Origin of the sequence: Spartinivicinus marinus, assembly GCF_026309355.1 — a bacterium.
GTDB lineage: Bacteria > Pseudomonadota > Gammaproteobacteria > Pseudomonadales > Zooshikellaceae > Spartinivicinus > Spartinivicinus marinus.
Genome location: NZ_JAPJZK010000001.1, coordinates 2,618,335 through 2,639,277, shown reverse-complemented (window position 1 = coordinate 2,639,277; position 20,943 = coordinate 2,618,335). Strand labels below are relative to the sequence as shown.

Genomic DNA, 20,943 nt, shown 5'->3' with positions numbered 1-20,943 from the left:
CTCGCAAGTTTCTGGCCCTTCTTACATTACATTTCTCTTGAGCCTCAGGGTCGCCAAACTAAGCTCGTATTGAAATCTCAGGGCTAGCCACTTAGCATCTCATTTAATAATCAACCTAGGTGTGTCTTATTCTTGGAACAACTATATGTCTGGACGTAACTCAACCTTAACGGCAGGCTCCTCATTGGATGCAACTGCCACCCCATCATCGGGTCGTTTACAGTGGTCAACCCGGTTATCTTTTATCCTAGCAGCCACCGGCTCAGCTATAGGGTTAGGGAATATTTGGAAGTTCCCTTATATTACTGGAGAAAATGGTGGTGGAGCGTTTGTACTCGTTTACCTCGCCTGTATTCTAGTAATAGGTATACCTCTGATGATGGCTGAGATAATGATTGGTCGCCGAGGCCAACAAAGTCCGCCAAATGCAATGGCATCACTTGCTAAAGAAGCGGGTAGCACATCTTTGTGGAAAATAGTGGGTTGGTCGGGGGTTATCGCCGGCTTTCTTATTCTTAGTTTTTACACAGTTATTGCTGGCTGGTCTGTATCTTATATTTCGGTAGCAGCCGACACTACTTTTGTAGGAAAAAGCCCTGCTGAAATAGGCAGTATGTTTGAAGGCATGCTTAGTGACCCCACCAGGCTCCTTACTTGGAGCACCCTGGTAATACTAATCACTCTTTTTATAGTAGGTAAAGGTGTTAAGTCTGGCCTGGAAAAAGCTGTTAACATTTTAATGCCATGCTTGTTGGTGCTTATTGTCATCATGGTGGGCTATGCCATGACGACAGGTCATTTTATGCAAGGCGTAAGTTTTTTGTTTAATCCAGATTTCAGCAAGCTATCTAGTGAAAGCATGTTGATCGCACTAGGCCATGCCTTTTTTACTTTAAGCTTAGCCAGTGGTGCTATTATGACCTATGGCTCCTACCTGCCCAAGAGCGTGTCTATTGCTAAAACTACTATCTATATTGGTATAGTTGATACTGTAGTTGCCTTACTGGCTGGTTTGGCGATCTTCCCTATCGTATTTGCTAACAACCTAGAGCCTTCAGCCGGTCCAGGCCTTATTTTTGTTACACTGCCTATTGCTTTTGGCCAAATGCCATTAGGGACAATAGTAGGTACTTTATTTTTTATCATGCTATCAATTGCTGCCTTAACGTCAGCTATTTCTATGATAGAACCCAGTGTCGCCCGACTCGTTGAGAAATTTAAAATTTCCCGTTTTAAAGCCTGCACTTTACTCGGCTTTGGCTTGTGGTTACTAAGTGTAGGCTCTGCCCTCTCCTTCAACTTATGGAAAGAGGAAAAGTTATTTGGCAAAACCTTCTTTGACATGGTTGACCACCTAACTGCAAACCTAATGATGCCACTTGGTGGGTTGGCAATGGCCATTTTCAGTGCCTGGATAATCCATAAGAAAGTTACTCAAGAAGAGCTAGGGTTAGGCAAAGGCGTGATGTACAACGTCTGGCTATTTACAATGCGTTTTATCACTCCAATTTGTATTGTGATCGTCTTTCTTAATGCTCTGAAAATTATCTAAATATATGAGTGGTATATACATAAAATAAAGCTAATTTTCTGTATGTACCACTCACATCTTCAATTTAAATATTAAACTTTATGTAGTTTACCATCTTTAAATACCCTTTTTTAAAGCCTCAACAGGCTTCTATCAGTAAAAACGGACACATCGTCTTTACCGCTTAGTCTAAAATAGTAGCAGAGATGTAAGATGGTACTTATCAATCATCAATTTTAAACATAAATGATAGAGGAAATTAGTTGTATATGAAAATATGGGTAGATGGCGATGCTTGTCCTGTTGCTATAAAAGATATCCTCTATAGAGCAGCTGAGAGGAAGCAGGTGTTAGTCACCATAGTGGCTAACCAGTATATGCAAACGCCACCTTCAAAGTTTATTTCTTTTTTGCAAGTTTCAAGTGGTTTTGATGTAGCCGATAATGAAATTGTAAAGCGAGTTGACCCTGGTGATTTAGTAATAACTTCTGACATACCGCTGGCATCAGAGGTAATTGATAATGGTGCTCTTGCTTTAAGCCCTAGAGGAGAACTATTTACTGAAGCAAATGTAAAATCTCGTTTGAATATCCGAGACTTTATGGAAACGATGCGAAGTAGTGGCATTCATACTGGTGGGCCAGCTCCATTAAGTCAGGGCGACAAGCAAATGTTTGCAAACCATCTCGATAAGTGGCTGCAAAAAGCAAAGTGACTCGTTATTCCCCAGAAGATAACTGGGGAAGCACTACTTGGTTGTGTAATCAATTATGTCCCCTATAGGTGCCACGAATTGGGTAATTATTACTAGGGTCTTTTATAAACTCTATTCCAGATACCAATAAGTCCAATTCAGGGCGTGCAAATGGGCCATTAGATATATCAACCAAATGCACTTGACCATTTTCATTAATGACAAAAATACCGGGTTCAGCAAAGGGATGATCGGTTTCTTGCTTTGATCTTGGATTAGAAATGTATAAACCTAATTCCTGCATTTGCTCAATACTCAACCCGTAGTAAATTGGAAAGCTGACTTTCAACTCAGTTGAATGTTGCGTTAATTGCGCCTTATCATCAGCCGAAACAGCAACGAGTTCAACTCCAATCTTTTGTAACCGTTGCTTGTAATTTTCCAGTTTATTAAGGTATTTAGTACATAATGGGCAGTGTTTGCCACGATAAACCACCACCATTTTCCAATCCATATCCTCGCTAATAACATCAAGGTGAACGGGGATTTCATCCTGTTGATTTACTATGATTTTAGGAAAAGGGGAACCCGCCAAAATTGCAGAATGTGTCATACATTTGCTCCAAGGTTATTTATTAAAATGCTATTTTTTAACCATAGCCAAGGCAATTCTCACTTTGCTCAGCTAGGCCTGTTGACGACTGAAATTCACTCTATTTACTATTTTTCTTGATAGAAGATTTTCTTGATAGAATAAATCACAGTTTAACAATTAATTTTCCTTGATTTTTTCCAGTAAAAAGTAAGTTCAAACCTGTAATTGCAGATTCCAACCCGTCTATTACATGTGCCCTATATTTAAGCTTACCCTGTTCAACGTAAGGAATGAGCTGAGCCAATAAACTGGAGATTTCACTGTAGTGATCTGTCATAGTAAACCCTAAGATAGACAGTCTTTTTTTCATGACATTCATCCAACTTGGTCCCACTGGCGGCGCTACCTTTCCATAATCAGCAATTAAGCCACAAACGATTACTCGTCCGTGCGGGTTCATACGCTCAATGATCAGTTTCTGAATAGGGCCGCCAGTATTTTCATAGAAAATGTCGATACCTTTGGGGGCTAACTGAGCTAATTGCTTTTCGATATTTTCTTTTTTGTAGTTTATCGCCCCATCAAATCCCAGCTCAGTCGTAATCCAGTGCGCTTTTTCGTCACTACCAACAACCCCAATAACATTTAAACCGTGCGCCTTTGCTAACTGTCCTACCATAGAACCTACCGCTCCGGCGGCACCAGTAATAATAAGTGTTTCTCCGGTACTGGGTTTTGCCATATTAAGAAATCCTTGGGTTGCAGTTAAACCAGGCAACCCTAAAATAGATAGTACCGCCTCATCGGGTAACGTAGCTGTCACTTTATTAAGGCTGTCACCATCACTGAGAAAATATTCTTGCCAGCCCATTCTCCCCATGACACGGTCACCAGAAGTAAACTCTGGGTGATTACTACGTACCACGATACCAACACCTGAACTTCGCATCACAGAACCGAGCTCCACCGGTGGCATGTAGCTATTTTTATCTGAACTCATCCAGCCTAACATGGCAGGATCCAGTGACATATGAGTTTGCCTTACTAACACCTCTCCTGGTCCTGTAGTTGGAATTTCTTTATCTACCACTTCAAATAATTCTGCACTAACCTCTCTTGCCAATGGGCGCTTGATTAAATTGATTACCTTATACGTCGTCATTATTATTTCCTTTTACGAGCAGGTCAGCCTTTTAACATTGAGGAGTCCAGCTCAGGCGCAATGGATTTAACTCATCACATTACACATGAGACGGAGCTGATTTGTATTAATGATTTCAGCTACAAGTTAGAGTGCACGGGCAAGCATTGCCCAGAATAGGACTTCCACATGAGATCGGGCGACAATATCAAACTCTTCCTCTCGACCTTCGCGATATTTCTCAGCCAGCAAACTGGTTGCAAAATCGATGACCTCATCACTATAGCCAGCATACCAAGCGAATGGGGTATTGCTTTTCAGGTGATTCGAGAAGTCTGCTTTTGAATGGCCCTGATGAATATAACTTTGAATATCCCGAATGTATTCCTGAACAAATTTAACGTCCTCTTTATAGCCTAGATTGCTGTGGCCGGTAACCATTACATCCCAATCTAGCGACAGCAGATAATCTATATCGTTTTTATATGCGATGGCATCTTCAACGTTGGAGAAACTTCTAAACTCCAACTGATCAGGGTGAATCAGGTCAATCGCATGTAAGATCTTGCGGCCACCATCTTTAATCAGAAAGCCAGTGTTATCCGGAGTATGGCCATCGAAGTTTTGATATACCTCAAAAGTGTGTCCTTCAAAAACCAGTTTGTCCGAAATAATTTTTGTTACCGGCGCTGGCAAAGTCACCTTATGAGAGATCAAGGCCACTCGGACTTCCTCTGTCGCGTATATATCGATGTTGTTATCACTAAGCTCTTTTAAAATCACACCGGAATCACCCACATGATCGGCATGCGCATGGGAGTATACAATTCCACGAAGCGGTTTATCTGTTATCGCCTCAATAGCCTTTAAAATCCTTTTACCTGCATGTATCGGGGCATCAATAAGTAAAGCACCCGTTTCACCCACAAGTAGAGTCACGTTGTAGTTAGCAACAGAAATCCAGTAAATGTTTTGACTTAAACGTTGCACTTCGAATGGTTTTTTAAAGCGCTCAAGGTGCCCCCCTTCAACCTTTTGCAAGTTAGTGGCGATCCTCGTCAGTGACGCTGGTTTATAGATAAATTCAGCAGCAGCTGCATTTGCTGACAAGGTCAGAATTGCAGCTGCCATTAGTAATTTGCTGCTTGAAAACTTTTTCATTGCGATCTCCAGTTACATTCCTTCAGTGGACTTGTCAGGATTCTCCCGACAATGCCGTGCTCCAAGGACATCACGCCAGCTTTATGGTATAAAACCATTACATGGTATCTTTGTCGCTGTTGGTATATTTTATATACCATAGTGACTTGGTATATGAAGATCAAGTACGCACTGTTTAGGAACAAGGTATATAAAAAGTAACTAATGAGTAAAAACAAGCAGACAAATCAGCCTGTTGGCTGTACTGAAAATATGGACTGTCCGGTAACTGCCGCTATTGATGTCATTGGTGGAAAGTGGAAGGTAGTCATTCTGTATCACCTGCGGGACAATACGCTGAGATTTGGAGAACTCAGGAAGCGTATTCCTAAAATTACCCAGAAGATGCTGACGCAACAGTTGCGAGAACTGGAAGCTAACCATCTGATTGTACGTAAGGTCTACGCAGAAGTTCCGCCAAGGGTTGAGTATACAAGCACTCCAATTGCCGACGAGCTGCGGCCGATTATGGATATGCTATGTGCCTGGGGCGAGCGCCATAAGAAGCTACTGCAGTCTGCGGAATAGCGGCAGTCGTTTCCATTTACAATGCGTACCCGCTCAGCAAGCATTTGAATTAAAAAAAATTCAGCTTGATATGGACTCTTGTGGGCTAGGTTAATAGCCCTACTAAATTATTTAATAACTCCCGCGACAAGCGGTTTTATACTGATAATCCCAAGCTGGCAATCTACGATAAATGCTGTATTCGTCAGTGTAAACTAATGTTCTTGTATTAATAACTTGCTTGATAATAAGGACTATAGCTTTCTGCCTTACATTCTCCAATATTGAAATAACCAATGGTCTCCACGCTCAGCTAGCCCCATAAAATACAAACAGATTACCTAGGCTTTTAATATGGCTGATGGTGTCCTTCTGGAATCTATTATTGAGCTATTTAATATATCTAATATCTTTATTCATTTATCACTAAATTGCCGGCCCGGAAATAGAAAAAGTAAGTCTCTCGTTTATAAATTATCGCATGGTATCCATGATTACCTAAATCAGTATTATATTACTGGTCGGATAAATAATAAGCAACGAGTGTTTGTTTAGTATACATTCCATACATCCTCATAATCAGAAATAAGCCATAGAGAGCAACAATTGTCTTTCAATTAACTGTCGAACCAAAATAACAAGCTTCACTTACCATGATCATTAAACAACCTATAATGGGAAAGTGTGAAAAGGATAAAAAGATCAGCAAAGTAAGAAAATATAGTTATTAACAGTTAACTTATAGCTAGTTGACTTGTAATTTTCATTAGGCTCAGATTTTCTGAGCCCCTACATCATTAGTTATTTAATACTTCTCATCCATTACTCTATGGCGTTCTTCATGATAGCCCTCTTCATTAAAACCATAACGCCAATAGGGTACCGCATATAGCTGCTTTTTAGTCAGGCCATATTTACTTTTTAGATAATTACGAATATTGACTACCGCGCTGTTTTCACCAGCCACCCATGCAGACATCGTTTTAATGTTAACTGGCTTTTCTATTTGCTTAATGGCATCTAATTGTAGAGTGCTCTTTCCAGCAACAAGATTTCCTCGATATAACCAGTGTATTTCAACCGCTGAACGAGTAACTAATGGTTGATGTTCCGTTTCATCCGTTACTTCTATAAATACATACCCTGTAGCATGTTCTGGCAGCTCTTCAAGCAATGCAGCAATTGCAGGTAGAGCAGTCATATCCCCTGCAATAATATGCCAGTCAGCAGGCGCTAGTAATGGATCAGGTCCACCAGGTCCAGCTACACCTAAAAAGTCACCAGGCTCAGCTTTTAAAGCCCAGCCTGAAGCTGGGCTGTCAGCTCCATGTAAAACAAAATCTATCTCCAGCTCCTCTCGTTCTGGATGATATTTGCGCACACTATAGGTTCGAGTAATAGGCTTTTCTTCCTTCGGTGGCCAAATGACCCCTGTTGGGCCTAATGTTGGCAAAACAGGCTTATCTTGATGCGCAAGTGGTAAAAAAACCTTTATATGAGCACCATTTCTATCATCTGGAAATCCTTTAATAGCTTCCCCTGCCAACGTAATACGCTGCATATGTGCAGATATACGTTCAGACTTCACCACCTGTAAAAGTCTAGGTGGTGTACGCTTTGGAGCCGGTTTAGCCGTATTCCTTATAACAGCTGTTGTAACATGGCTATTCAACTTTAATCCTCTTTTAAGATTACTCACAAACGTTTGACAACAAAATTTTATTAGTATTTTTTACAAATCAGGACCGAGAATCAGCTTATTTTTTATCGCAAATTTTAAATACTTAAAGAATAGTTCTTTACTAATAGCTGGCTGTATAAGGTTTATTTTATTAATCTCTTCTTTAAATTTTTGATTTGCTATCTTATTGGCTATTTTCTTTTCCGTAGATTTATTGACACCATCAGTAGATCTCATATCAAAAAAAGCGACTACTGCCAAGTCTTCATCATTGGCGTATTTTTTAACTTGTGTTTTCCAATCAAATAAGGGTAGTGAAGTAAGTTGATAACCAAACTCCTCCATCCACTGAAACAAATTCGATAAGAGTACTTTTCTGTCTAAAGCAAGATTAAATACTCTTGGACCGGTCGTTTGTGCCAATGAAATACGACTAACAGCGTCTGCAACAAAATCAACTGGAGTCCATACTTCTTCAACATTTATTTGTGGTATTGCTTTAATTGGTATACTTGCATGAATAATACGCCAGAAAAAATCCTGCTTATTGACATAGCCTGTTTCCATAGCCCCTGTTACCCGACCTAACCGGTATAAACTCACAGGTAGCCCTCTTTTTCCTGCTTGCTGTACTAAATGTTCTGCTGCCCACTTGCTTTGCTGATAGCCATCTATTAAACCCGCATGATAATTGATAAACGTTTCTGGAAGTTCATCCATTATTGCCGGAGGCGCAGCTACCGCTTGAGTTGAAATATGATGAAATGGCATAACTCGATTACTAGCAGCAAGCTTCAGCAACTCCTTTGTAGCCAGCACGTTCACATCCCTTAAACTTGTATAGTCTCGAACTATGCTTACCACAGCAGCATTATGATAAATTGCATCACATTCATTTGCTAACCAATCAAATTCTTGCTCTTCTAATCCTAATAAAGGCCGACTAAGGTCGCTAATGACAGGTATTATCCTTGACTCATCTTCATTAACTGCTAATTGCTGCTGAGTTAGCGCTGCTTTTATACGTTCCCATGCTTGCTGCTTGTTGTTTGCTCGAACCAGACAATAAATTTCTGCAGAGGTATGCTTTAACAACTTATGTAATAATTGGGCCCCGACAAAACCCGTGACACCCGTTAACAATATCTTTTTAGGATGACTATTTATAACTACTTTATTTAAGTTTTTAGCAACATACTCTTCTTCAAGTATATGATCGCCCAACGCCAACACTGCTTCTTTATTTGTAGTTTTATTTAAATCACTGTTCAATAGTATCGCTGCTAAATCTGCTGCAACTGGGTATTTAAAAATATCAGCTACCGCTATTGTTTGGTTCAGCTCCAATCCAAGTCTATTTGCTACTTGAATTGTTTGTAGAGACTGTCCACCTATTTTAAAGAAATCATCTTGAGGGCTCAGTGCAGTTTGCCCTAATACATCTGACCAAATACCAAGTATTGTTTTTTCTAAAGGAGTAACTGTTACTGTGGTTTTCTGAGTGCTTTCTTCCTGCTGAAATATGCTTTGCAGCTGTTTTCTATCTATTTTTCCTGAAGTTGTTTTAGGTAATTGACTTACTAGCTTAATAGCAGACGGAACCACTGCAGGCGGCATTTCCTCTAGTAATATATGACGAATTGCTTCTGAGGTTAAAGTGATTTGCAGATGGGGTTGCAGAACAACAAAAGCAACCAGCCGTTTACTACCATTTGTTAGTGTTTGACCAACAACAGCTGCATCTTGAATACTTGGCTGCTTAATAAGAATATTCTCAATTTCAGCAGGGTTTACACGATAGCCACTTATCTTAAATTCATCATCAATCCTGCCTAAATAAATCAGCTCATTATTTTCATTCAATTTTACCCTATCACCTGTACGATAAGCTTTAGGATGACCAGGCAAACAATCAAGGTTAATAAATCTGCGTTGATTAAGCTCAGGTCTATTTAAGTAGCCATTAGCTAAGCTACGGCCTAATAAATAAAGCTCACCTTCACCCGCTGTTGGCTGTAATTGGCTATCTAATATTACTGCTTTCACACCAGGCAAAGGCTGACCAATACTAAGAGGTTGATTATCTGGATCTACTTTGGAGATATCTGCAAACGTGGCAACAACTGTCGTCTCGGTTGGGCCATAGGTATTAAGTAATTTTACTGAGCAACCCACCTGGTTTTGCCAACATGCAAGCCTTTCTGGTAATGCAGCTTCCCCACCAATAATGACCGTTTTCAGGGTTGGGGGGATGTTTTCCCAAGTCATCGATAACGTTAGTTCATGCCAAAAAGCAGTGGGTAAATCAAGCACTGTAATTTTATGCTTAGCACAATCAGACAACAGCTGTGGAATAGAGTTGAGCATTTCCTCTGTTCTCAACACTAAAGAACCACCAGTACATAACGCTAAAAATACTTCTTCAACACTGGCATCAAATTGCAGTGGTGCAAACTGTAAAATGCTGTCTTTATTATCTACCCCATAGCACTGTGCTGCTGCGGTCACAAAATTCGCTAGTGCACCATGGCTGATTGCTACACCATTAGGCTTGCCTGTAGAGCCAGACGTATAGATAACATAAGCCACTGAATCCAGCTCTGTTTTAGGTGTTAACCATTGTACAACTTCTGCAGAACTTTCAATTGGTGAACGTATATATTCGTTAAGAAATAAAACCTTTCTGATATTACCAGTAAGTTGCTCTTGATAGCATGAATAAGTAATAACTAAATCAGGCTGAGCATCTTCAAGGACTTCATGAATTCTTAATGCAGGCCACTCTGGATCCAATGGCAAGTACCCTGCTCCAGCCATCAATACTCCCAATATACTACTGATGGCATCTATGCTTCTTGGCAATAAAATAGCAATTAGTGGATTTTTATTGTCGAAGCGAGTTTTACTGGTAACTAAGTTTGCAATTAAATGCGCATAATCATTTAACTCATTGTAAGTCAGCCCCACACCTTCATGTATTACTGCACTCTTATCGCCATACTGTTTAACTGAGTCAGCAATCAGCTGTATAACAGTTCTATTAGCTACCAGACTTTCACCACCATTCAGCAGCTGCACTGACTGTGATTGATTACAAACTATTATTTCAGGGCTTTCTGTTAAGCGCGTTATCAACGCTAAATAGTCCTGTGACAACCCTTGTATTGTTTTTTCGTTATAGCAAACTGGATTAGCATCTACATTTAAACGCATCCCTTGACCTTGCCCTGGCACTAAAATCCCAAATGAAATATCCTCAACTGGTCCAGCTGTTAGATTATGTATTTCTGCTTTATACTCACCAAAGTTTAGGTTGTTATCAAATGGCATTATATTGATCACTGGACCAAATAAGCGTTGATCACCACCTAATAAGCCCAAATCCCGTTTCATATCTTCATAACGATATTTTTGATGCTTTTTAGTAAGGCGTATTTTTTCACTTACCTTCATTACCACAGTAGAAAAGCTGTCATTTGCATCAATTTGAATTCTTAAAGGAATAATATTCATCTGCATACAAGGTACACGAATAGCATGTGAGCCCAATCTATTCATGACAGGTAAACCGATTACGATATCTTCAAATTGGTTTCTATACTGGCTAATGAATACTGCAAATATCGCAACAAACACATCCAGCCACGAGACTCCCAGTTTTTTTGCCAACATTTCAACTGTTTTAACTAATGATGGATCAATACTCGCTTCATATCGAATAAAGTCTTGAGATATGGTTGATGTACTTTGGGAAAAAGTGGCTACTCTTGATAAACTAGCCATTTGCTGTTGCCAAAATAGTTTATCCTGCTCATATCTTGAAGAATTTCGATATGAAAGATCTTCTTCTATCACTTTAGTCAGACAACCAAATGGCTTTGATACAGGACTCACTTGATTAACAGTTGCTGTATATAAGTCTGCCACTCGCTTTATAATAAGTGAAAATCCATAGCCATCTATCACCGCATGATGAATGCGCTGATACCAATAATATTGATTAGCACCCAGCTTTAATAGTGCTGGGTAATAGAGGGGGCCTACAGATACATCAACTGCCTCTTTTAAATGGTTAGACATCCACTGCTTAGCTGCCTGTTGTGGATTATTTTGTGATGTAAAATCAATAACAGCTAAAGACCAACCAGCTAACGGTTGAATAGACTGCCGGGGTGTATTATCGGCTTGCTGAATAATGCTCAGCCGAAGCGCCTGGGTTTCTTGTAAAACCTGATATACAGCCTGCTTGAAAGCCTCCTCTTGCAAAGGGCCTGCAATTTCAACACACTCAGCAGTATTATAAGCTGAACTGTTTAGGTTTAGTTGTTGCCCTAACCAGATACCATATTGAGCAGAAGACAGCTGAAGTAGTGCTGACATTGGGAGCTCCCAAAAGGAATAATTACAGACTGAAACATAGACTAGACTAAAGCAAATGATAACTATTCGCAACTATAATTAGGTCGTATACCCTTTACGAATTGTTTTTAGGTGCAGCCACCAAATAACGAGGCTTCATAAGCCTATAAATAATAGGTGGCTGGAGTGAAGACAACACAACCTAGAGATCACTCATGCAGATTTTATATAGTCTTAGAGGAATGCTCTTATATTTAACTAAAGTAAGATACTCAAGTTGCTACAGATTAAGTATGCTTTTGCTTTAGCATACAAAACAATTGTAGGACAATATAGTTTGCTCACTATTGGGACACCACCTTTCAAAGGCGGTAGCGTGCCTAAATGTTAAATGATTAAAGCTTAAGGAAATTTCAGGAGCTAGTTTTGACAGGAGATAATATTGAAAGGGCCAAACCCTGATGATAAGGAACCAATGAAAGGTTTTCCTCAAGTTGGTTATTTAAAGAATTTCATCACTTCAGAGAATATTATTATTGGTGATTACACTTATTACGATGATCCAAATGGACCAGAAAGATTCGAGCAAAATGTACTTTATCACTTCCCATTTATTGGGGATAAGTTAATTATTGGAAAGTTCTGCGCCATTGCCAAAGATGTAACCTTTATAATGAATGGTGCCAATCACAAAACTTCTGGCTTCTCTACCTATCCATTTCAAATATTTGGTAATGGTTGGGAAAAAGTTATGCCAAAGGAAGGAGAGCTACCCTACAAAGGCGATACCGTAATAGAAAATGATGTTTGGATTGGTTATGACTCAACCATTATGCCAGGAGTTAACATAGGTAACGGTTCCATTATTGCCAGTAAGTCCGTTGTAACTAAAGATGTTCCTGCATACAGTATCGTAGGAGGTAATCCAGCCAAAATAATAAAATTCAGGTTTGATGATAATACTATAAATGAGCTGTTAAAAATTGCTTGGTGGAATTGGGATGCCGAAACAATTACAGCAAATTTAGAAGCTATTGTCGATTGTGATTTAACTCGCTTATTAGCTGTAGATAATTCAAGGTAATAAAGTGAAAATACAAAAAATAATATAGGATAATACAGTATGTATAAAGCCTCTTGCCACTGCGGTAACGTTAATATTACAGTTAATAATTTGCCCTCTACTGTCACCAGCTGTAATTGCTCAATCTGTAATCGAATAGGCTCTTTATGGGCTTATTATCAGCCTGAAGAAGTTCAAGTCAATATCAAAAATGAACCCACAAGAACTTACTTATGGGGTGATAAGTTCCTTGAATTGCACCATTGCAGTATTTGTGGCTGCACAACACATTATGCCTCAACTGAGAAGTGTGAAGAGCAACGGGTTGCAATTAATGGAAGAATGTTCAATCTTGAAACTATTCAATCAATTCCAGTCAAAAAATTTGATGGTGCCGACTCTTGGCGATTTATTGACTAATCACAGTCGATACTGCTTTATATGAGGTTTTATATTGGTTTACCTGTTGACCTCCCTGACTCCACCAACCCAAATAAATGGAAAAAATTAAATCTATTAAGCTTTGCATTAATGGAGGTACGCAACCGTTTATTAGCAATTTGAAACCAACCATTTGTGTTAGTACTACTAGGGGTTTATGAGCTGCTATATTAGTTATACTTGAGCCAAATTAAAGCTTATCGCTGTAATGATGATAAAAGCACTAGTATTAGCTCTATTAGGTATGACATCTGTATTTCATGTACAATCGGGCGTTCCAGTTATAGTACTAGCAGATAATTCTTATCCTCCTTACTCTTATGAAGTAAATGGAGAGGCTGCCGGCATATATACTGATATCTTATTACATGCTTTTCGTCAAATGACTGAATATAATATAGAAATTCACCCAGTTCCCTGGAAACGTGGCTTAAAACAACTAGAACTAGGTGAGAGTTTTGCTTTATATCCTCCCTACCTCAGAAAAGAAACTCGCCCTTATATTGACCCTTATTCAACTCCCATTCTGGCGGAGAAAATTGTTCTTGTATGCCGAGAGGAAATCTTTGTTGAAAACAAAAGAGTTAATTGGCCAGAAGATTTCTCAGGATTAACTATTGGCCGCAATAGTGGTTTCGAAATGTTCAGTGATTATTTTTGGAAATTTGCAGAAAAAAATAGAATAAAAGTGGAAGAAGCAAGAGGCAATCATTTAAATATACTTAAACTATTAAAAAAACGAATACCATGCTATGTCAATGATAAAATATCAATTCTTTGGGGGCTCGAAAAGCTAAAGCAATCTGGTGAATATAAACCTGCTATTCATGGGAATATCAAACAAGGACCCGTTTTGAGTAGCGAATGGGGCTACCTTGGTTACACAAATAGAGGCCTTGAACATTATCCATTCAAGAAGGACTTCATAAAAAAACTTGATTCTATTCTAACTCAAATGAGAAAAAATGGTTTAATCGATAAAATTGTTAACAATTATATTAAATAAAAAAACTCATACTTTTACTTAATTAACAACATGAACTCAATAAAAAATTATATTCAACTACGAGATAATATAGCAACTTCAGGCCAGCCTAAAAGGGGGCAATTTCAGATAATAGCTGATGCAGGTTATGAAACTGTCATTAATTTAGCAATGCCTGATCACGCCGAGTCTATTCCTGAAGAAGGAAGTATTGTTACCAGCTTAGGCATGGCATATCTACATTTACCTATCCCTTTTGATAAGCCATTACCCAAACAGGTCAAACAGTTTTGTCAAATTATGGCATCAATAAAAGACACAAAAATATGGGTACATTGTATAATGAACTACCGCGTTTCAGCCGTTCCAGTAGATGAACTAAAACATTGTATCGCCTTATCATTAAAGTATCACCTTATCAAACACTTACCTATGTTGGGAGTATAATATCATTTACCTTAGCTTGTACTCTTATAGTTAAGTAGTTAGCTTTATAAATGCTCTATAATTTTCTGTATAATGAATGTATTTGATGATGTTATATAGAGCAAATAATGAACACTGAACAAGCATTGCATGCCCGTAGTGAGTCTAAATGTGAGTTGTGTGGAACAACTGAGCAATTAGGCGTATATGAAGTTCCTCCCAGCTCCAATGGTAATGCTGAGGAGTGTATTCTGCTTTGTAATACGTGCCATACCCAAATTGAAAATCCTGATTCAGTTGATACACATCATTGGCGGTGTTTGAATGATAGTATGTGGAGCCAGGTACCTGCGGTACAGGTAATGGCATGGCGTATGCTCACTCGCTTAAAAAATGAAGGGTGGCCTCAAGACTTGTTAGATATGCTTTATCTAGATGATAAAACCCTAGCCTGGGCACAAGCCACTGGAGAGGGAAATAGCAGTAGTGATACAGTAAAACATTTGGATAGTAATGGTGCTCTGCTGGAAGCAGGTGATACAGTCACTCTGATCAAAGATTTAAATGTAAAAGGTGCTAATTTTACCGCTAAGCGAGGTACAGCTGTACGTGGAATATCTTTAGTACCTGATAACCCTGAGCAAATTGAAGGTCGTGTTAATGGCCAACAAATTGTAATCCTGACTAAGTTTGTTAAAAAATCTAGTCCTCGTTAATGATATACTCTTCGTAAATAATTTTTACACCTTAAAATAGGTATATGTCCTGTAAAATTTTTTATTTTACAGGGCAAATGGAAAGGAAAATATATATGACAATGATACGTCCCTTTATGCCAGCAGATATGAATGCTGTATTGAATATTTGGCTGGAAGCTTCTATTCAAGCACATGACTTTGTAAACTCTGACTTTTGGCACTCTAAATTAAACCTAATGCAAGAGGTCTATATACCATCATCTGAAACATATGTGTATGAAGATGCTGAAGGTATTAAAGGCTTTTTCTCACTGTACAATAACACTTTAGCCGCTATATTTGTGAACCCTTCTGATCAAGGCAGTGGAATTGGACAACAGTTATTATTAAAAGCAAAATCATTACGCAATAAATTAGACCTCACTGTATATCGAGATAATAAAAAGAGTATTAAATTCTATCAGCAAAATGACTTTACTACTATAAAAGAGCAAATTGATAAACATACTGGCATGATTGAAATTCTAATGACTTATAATCCAACTGATGATACACGGCTTACCAAAAACTGAGATTTGCAATGAACTTCACTATGAAAATTAAAGGACCTCTTAGGTAATATAGAGGACCTACTTTATGAAGTTGCACTATTCTAGTTTCAGTTGCTCAAATTCCCCTTCTAACTCTTGAAAATATTCATCGATTGAGCTGTCACCACTTATATGTGCAAATGGTGCTTTTAGTACACTTGAGTACTCAGGCCTATTACTGTGGTCAGTTTGCTCTAAATAGTTCATTGTGTGTATAAAAATAGTAGCACTTATACTCGCTACCAATGCAGCGGTGGTACTTCTTACTATATTAGTAGCAAACATCAAATTAAATTTTAATACACCAGTTAATACTACTAATACAAAAAATATAGCTGTAACCTCGCCAGCAAAGATACTATTAGTTGCATATTCTATATAACTACTTATTGGCTCTAATAAAGTGTACACGCCTGCAGCCACACTTGTAATTAATAATTGACTAGAAAAGTGGTGCTCATGCCTGAGTAACCGACCTGTGATTGACCATACTGCTGCCCAAATAGTTATAATCAGAGCACCAATAAGCGAATAAAACACATACTCCTTCCACTCATAACGTGCAGACACTTGTAAAAAGTCAACACCTGCATCTAAAAAACATACCCCGAGCAAAACCAGTGTCGGTAGTAATATTCCTAAATTATCATGATGCAGCCAGCCAGAAAGCAATAATTTACGTGTCGGTTCAACCTGATGGTTATCAAGATATACTGTTATACTGGTTCGTCCAACTCTTAATCTATCACCCGATTGAACTTGGGTATTATCAACTATAATTTGTCCATTGATTAATATAGGGTTAGTTTCATCTATAATATCAACAAACCACTCCCCTTCCCTCTGTCTAAAACAAAGCTGGTTAGCAGCGATATAAGGATCGACTAAGACCAGGTCATTATTAAACCCTCGACCAATAGTTAACGAATCACTTCTGCTTTTTACCACTTCCGCTACGCGACCATGTCTTATACCTGTTTGGATAATCAGTGCTGCCACTCTATTGACTCCATAAATTTTTTAAAGAGTAACGTTGCATTCTGTTTACTAATGCCAGCTGCCCCTATTTTTAAAATGGCTGCTTTATCATTGCGATCAACCAAGGCCATAAGTAATAATGCGTCATATAACCCTTTATAACTTTTATAAGCACGAAAGCAGCTGGAAATTTTCCAAGAACTTTCTGCAATATTCACGAAGTCTGATTTGCATTGATATGCAGTCGTATGTTTTTTACCTGATGAGTTGTATAACTTGATATGGCTATAGCGTTGCTCTAATGCATCATAAAACTGCAGTGGATTCAGTTTACTAGTAGTCAGCCACTCATAATCATAAGAGAAGTCACCCGTGTAAAAGTCATTATCTATGTATATTTGGTCATCTAATTTACAATGTTGATGAAAGCTATTGTATTTTATCTCTTCATCATCAACTGAGTGTCCCCAACAATTTAATGTTGGGCTTAGTTTGGTAGGTAACTTTAAATCACCAAAGCTATCAGTCAAAAATGGTTGACTTGAAATTTTTTTAAAAAACTCATCCTGATCTTTATGCAATGTACTTTCAATTATTTTTTTAAAGTTTTTGTCTTGTTTAGAGTCATCGCTGGTTACTGTTGTTTCCACTTGCTTAACCAGATTATTCAAGTATTGGACAGGTACGAGAAAGCTAAGTTGCTCACCCCGGGTTGCCTTTGACACATTAACCCCAATAATATTTCCGTTTATATCTAAAGCAGGCCCACCACTCATTCCAGGGTTTAACGAACCAGAAAATAATATTTTTTTGAACCGAGAATTTTTCACTAAGCCATTATAGTTACCTTCTATTATAGTCATCCCCAGGTCTTGAGGGTTTCCCATGGAAAATATACGGTCACCTTTAGCAATAGACTCAAGCCTAAACTGAAAATGATTAGCTGCCAGCTTTTTAGCTTTAAGCACAGCCAAGTCATGAATAACATCAACCCCTTTCACCTCTAAAGGACCTGTCACACCATTATGACTGACGTATTCAAGTCGGTATTTTTCAGGCTCATGAATGAAAGAGGAAACTACATGAAAGTTAGTGGCCATATACCCATCTGCACTCACTTGAAAGCCAGAACCTATGCTTGACTTGTCTCCTGATGCAATATCAATTACACGTATTTGATAAACTTGCTTATTAAACTCATTAAATAACTGGGTTGCCTTACCATCAGGACTAGTCTCATCAGCCAATGTTAATCTGCTAAATAACAACAGCAAAAGTAATAATGAATGTCGAATAATATTTGTTTTCATTGAACGGATAGTATCGTATATATCACTTTTAGGATAGTTTTCACAAAATGGTAAGACAACTCAAAACCAAATTAGCTTCATCCCCATTTTTTAGATTTTACTTATAATCAAAAATTATTTGTTCTTGGTTGGTACAACACTATGGCTTTCCCAACCATACATAAAACGACCAACAAAGCTAACGACGACTGTCACCAAATAAATCGCCCAAACCACCTAACAGTGAACCCTCACCCTGAGAACGTCCACCACCCGGTACAGCAGCTAGCATTCTACCTGCCAACCTGGAGAATGGTAGGCTTTGTAGCCAAACAGTACCAGGGCCTGTCAAAGTAGCAAAAAAGAAGCCTTCACCACCAAAGAGCATTGTTTTAATACCACCTGCACGCTGAATGTCGTAATCTACACTTTCCGTCATTGCAGCTAAACAACCAGTATCTACATGCAATGTTTCACCTATGCCTAGTTCAATTTTATGGACAGTCCCCCCCATATGAACAAATACTAACCCATCCCCTTCTAGCTTTTGCAGAATAAAACCCTCACCGCCAAATAGCCCGGTTAAAATTTTCTTTTGAAAATGTAAGCCAATTTCAACACCTTTAGCCCCTGCTAAAAAGCTATCCTTTTGGCAAATCAACTTGCCATGATAATCCGGTAAAGAAATAGGCAATATAGTGCCAGGAAATGGCGCACCAAAAGCTACTTTACCTTTGCCAGAGCCAGTCTGAGTGAATACGGTGGTAAATAAGCTCTCTCCTGTGATTAGCCTTCTCCCTGCTCCCATTAGCTGGCTCATAAAGCCTGAGCTTTGTTGTTGGCTGCCATCACCAAATATAGTTTCCATTTCTACACCTGATGTCTTGTACATCATGGCACCCGCCTCTGCAACAGCACTTTCTTTTGGATCTAACTCCAGTTCAAGAAACTGAGTTTCTGTGCCGTATATTTTATAATCAATACCTTCTGTGTATTGGGCACTACCAAAACCTGCCGATGCCTGTGTCGCTTTAGCAGTGGTCTGTGGCTGTATTGCTGTTTGACTCGCCGGTGTCGCAACATTAGTTGAAGTCTGTCCCGCAACCTGGGGTAATGCCGTGGGTTTAGGTGACATCATATTTGCTGGTGGTGGCGGAAAAGGTGTCACACCATCCTTCTTCATACGACGTAACTCGGGTACTTCATAAACTGGCAACCAGTCGCTAAAACCTTGCTTCCAACAATAAGAACCAGGATTTTCTCTCACCATCACCTTGGCCATTGCATCATCAACTGGTCCTGACTGCTTCCCATCAATTGAAAAGTACCATTGGTTCACAAGGAGCCTCCTGACATAGGTTTGTTTAAGTCACTTTCGTTAAGCTATTTTTGTTAAGCTGCTTTCGTTAAACTGCTTTCACTAAGACACTGTTGTTAAGTCACTTTCATTAAAACACAATGCTATGATACTAACAGCTATCCTATAAAAAGTGCATTTTTAGACATTCTTTTTAGTACACTGCATAGTGTATACATTAGGTGTGCTTACATATAAATTTAATACAAGATATTATTAATGGCATTAAAAATACGTTTTTGGTAAATCAGTATGTTTTATACAATCAGGCTTTATACAACACTGATACTTTGCAGTATTTATATTTTTTTAACTACTTATGGGCATGCTTCTTCCATTAAGGCTCACAACAAGCTTGCTGATGGTCAAGCAGTTTCCAACATAAAATCTGATGAATATGTACAATTTTTCCGCAGTAGTGCATGGTTTGATGAAACATCACAGCTCTGGTATTTGCCCATTCATGGCTGGGTTTATGAACCAGAAAAAAGTATCATTCGGAAACAGCTAATTGCTAGATCCTTAAAAGCAAAGTATGGTCTATCTGTAACATCTCAACAAACTGAAAAAAACTTTGATAGACGAGTTAACCTGCTAATTGCTGATAACGAAAGAAATAAGACAATTATTATCAAGATAGAAAAACAACATTATACTCTACCAAAGTCTTTACCCAATGGTCACTTTCAAGACATTATTACTCTCACTCAATCTCAAGTTGACCAGTTACAGCAAAATAATCAGATTATATTTAGTGCTGCAATAAATTCGAAAGACAAAAGAAACTTTTATGGAGCTGTAAGCCTGATTCCCCCTGAAGGTATATCTGTTATAAGCGATATCGATGACACAATCAAAGTAACTCAAGTTACAGACCATACTAAGTTAATGAACTATACCTTTTTTCAGGATTTTATCCCCACTGCTGGTATGCCAGCTTTATATCAAAGCTGGGCGCAACAAGGGATAACCTTTCATTTTGTTTCTTCTAGCCCATGGCATTTATATCAACCGCTGGCCGAATTTGCAGACACAGCAGGCTACCCTTGGGCCAGTTATAGCTTAAAATATATTCGTTTTAAGGATGAGACTTTATTAAATTTATTTAAAAAAGGCACTGAAACCAAACCCCAGCAAATTGAAGCTATTTTAAAAGTTTATCCTAAGCGTAAATTTATTTTAGTAGGTGATAGTGGCGAACAAGACCCTGAAGTTTATGGTGAGTTAATGCGCCAATATCCTAAACAAATAATAAAAGCGTTCATCCGCAATGTGAATAATTCTTTAGCAACAGAGAACCGTTATAAAAAAGCTTTTTCTGGAATTAATGGTGATAAATGGCAATTATTTAAAGACCCAAAAGAGGTTCAAGTTCTATCATTCTTAAATAAAAATTAGTGCTAGAGT

General features: G+C 38.5%; 18 protein-coding genes. 10 read left to right on the top strand and 8 right to left on the bottom strand.

Features of this window, described 5'->3' with window-relative positions:
- Positions 1-145 precede the first annotated feature (145 nt).
- Positions 146-1,552 (top strand): sodium-dependent transporter, encoded by a 1,407-nt coding sequence (locus tag OQE68_RS11775; RefSeq protein ID WP_180568788.1) that lies wholly within the window; start codon positions 146-148, stop codon positions 1,550-1,552.
- Between the two features lie 248 nt (positions 1,553-1,800).
- Positions 1,801-2,247 (top strand): YaiI/YqxD family protein, encoded by a 447-nt coding sequence (locus OQE68_RS11770; protein WP_180568789.1) that lies wholly within the window; start codon positions 1,801-1,803, stop codon positions 2,245-2,247.
- 49 nt (positions 2,248-2,296) lie between these two features.
- Here OQE68_RS11770 and OQE68_RS11765 read toward each other — a convergent pair whose 3' ends face one another.
- The 3 genes from OQE68_RS11765 to OQE68_RS11755 all read right to left on the bottom strand — a co-directional run bounded on the left by OQE68_RS11765 (position 2,297) and on the right by OQE68_RS11755 (position 5,123).
- On the bottom strand, positions 2,297-2,839 hold the full coding sequence (locus OQE68_RS11765) for a peroxiredoxin-like family protein (protein ID WP_180568790.1): 543 nt from the start codon (positions 2,837-2,839) through the stop codon (positions 2,297-2,299).
- 145 nt (positions 2,840-2,984) lie between these two features.
- The gene (locus OQE68_RS11760) at positions 2,985-3,983 is read right to left on the bottom strand and encodes an NADP-dependent oxidoreductase (protein WP_180568791.1); all 999 of its coding nucleotides are present in this window, start codon (positions 3,981-3,983) and stop codon (positions 2,985-2,987) included.
- A gap of 126 nt (positions 3,984-4,109) precedes the next feature.
- Positions 4,110-5,123, bottom strand: a complete 1,014-nt coding sequence (locus OQE68_RS11755; protein WP_180568792.1) for an MBL fold metallo-hydrolase — start codon at positions 5,121-5,123, stop codon at positions 4,110-4,112.
- A 204-nt stretch (positions 5,124-5,327) separates the two neighbouring features.
- On the opposite strand from OQE68_RS11755, the gene OQE68_RS11750 reads away from it, so the two are divergent.
- A complete protein-coding gene (locus OQE68_RS11750; RefSeq protein ID WP_255490873.1) occupies positions 5,328-5,690 on the top strand; it encodes a winged helix-turn-helix transcriptional regulator in 363 nt (120 codons plus the stop codon).
- A gap of 784 nt (positions 5,691-6,474) precedes the next feature.
- Here the strand turns inward: OQE68_RS11750 and OQE68_RS11745 are convergent.
- Positions 6,475-7,341: a siderophore-interacting protein gene (locus OQE68_RS11745; RefSeq protein WP_255490874.1), complete on the bottom strand. Its 867-nt coding sequence runs from the start codon at positions 7,339-7,341 to the stop codon at positions 6,475-6,477.
- Between the two features lie 60 nt (positions 7,342-7,401).
- Positions 7,402-11,730: a non-ribosomal peptide synthetase gene (locus OQE68_RS11740; protein ID WP_180568793.1), complete on the bottom strand. Its 4,329-nt coding sequence runs from the start codon at positions 11,728-11,730 to the stop codon at positions 7,402-7,404.
- Positions 11,731-12,151: 421 nt separating this feature from the next.
- Between OQE68_RS11740 and OQE68_RS11735 the strand changes: the two genes are divergently transcribed.
- From OQE68_RS11735 to OQE68_RS11710, 6 genes are all read left to right on the top strand, one after another.
- Positions 12,152-12,793: a Vat family streptogramin A O-acetyltransferase gene (locus tag OQE68_RS11735; RefSeq protein ID WP_180568794.1), complete on the top strand. Its 642-nt coding sequence runs from the start codon at positions 12,152-12,154 to the stop codon at positions 12,791-12,793.
- 39 nt (positions 12,794-12,832) lie between these two features.
- Positions 12,833-13,192: a GFA family protein gene (locus tag OQE68_RS11730; protein ID WP_180568795.1), complete on the top strand. Its 360-nt coding sequence runs from the start codon at positions 12,833-12,835 to the stop codon at positions 13,190-13,192.
- A 229-nt stretch (positions 13,193-13,421) separates the two neighbouring features.
- On the top strand, positions 13,422-14,219 hold the full coding sequence (locus tag OQE68_RS11725; RefSeq protein WP_180568796.1) for a substrate-binding periplasmic protein: 798 nt from the start codon (positions 13,422-13,424) through the stop codon (positions 14,217-14,219).
- A gap of 30 nt (positions 14,220-14,249) precedes the next feature.
- A complete protein-coding gene (locus tag OQE68_RS11720; RefSeq protein WP_180568797.1) occupies positions 14,250-14,645 on the top strand; it encodes a protein tyrosine phosphatase family protein in 396 nt (131 codons plus the stop codon).
- A gap of 107 nt (positions 14,646-14,752) precedes the next feature.
- Positions 14,753-15,340 (top strand): PhnA domain-containing protein, encoded by a 588-nt coding sequence (locus OQE68_RS11715; protein WP_180568798.1) that lies wholly within the window; start codon positions 14,753-14,755, stop codon positions 15,338-15,340.
- 95 nt (positions 15,341-15,435) lie between these two features.
- On the top strand, positions 15,436-15,894 hold the full coding sequence (locus OQE68_RS11710; RefSeq protein WP_353618544.1) for a GNAT family N-acetyltransferase: 459 nt from the start codon (positions 15,436-15,438) through the stop codon (positions 15,892-15,894).
- Between the two features lie 75 nt (positions 15,895-15,969).
- Here the strand turns inward: OQE68_RS11710 and OQE68_RS11705 are convergent, their stop codons facing one another.
- The 3 genes from OQE68_RS11705 to OQE68_RS11695 all read right to left on the bottom strand — a co-directional run bounded on the left by OQE68_RS11705 (position 15,970) and on the right by OQE68_RS11695 (position 19,518).
- A complete protein-coding gene (locus OQE68_RS11705) occupies positions 15,970-16,911 on the bottom strand; it encodes an FHA domain-containing protein (RefSeq protein ID WP_180568799.1) in 942 nt (313 codons plus the stop codon).
- Positions 16,899-18,137 (bottom strand): S1 family peptidase, encoded by a 1,239-nt coding sequence (locus OQE68_RS11700; RefSeq protein WP_180568800.1) that lies wholly within the window; start codon positions 18,135-18,137, stop codon positions 16,899-16,901. Before OQE68_RS11700 ends, OQE68_RS11705 begins: the two co-directional genes overlap by 13 nt.
- Positions 18,138-18,378: 241 nt before the next feature.
- Entirely contained in the window at positions 18,379-19,518 is a 1,140-nt protein-coding gene (locus OQE68_RS11695; protein ID WP_180568801.1) for a TIGR00266 family protein, read from the bottom strand.
- A 270-nt stretch (positions 19,519-19,788) separates the two neighbouring features.
- Between OQE68_RS11695 and OQE68_RS11685 the strand changes: the two genes are divergently transcribed.
- Positions 19,789-20,934, top strand: coding sequence for a phosphatidate phosphatase App1 family protein (locus OQE68_RS11685; protein ID WP_180568802.1), 1,146 nt, complete (start codon positions 19,789-19,791; stop codon positions 20,932-20,934).
- Positions 20,935-20,943: the final 9 nt, after the last annotated feature.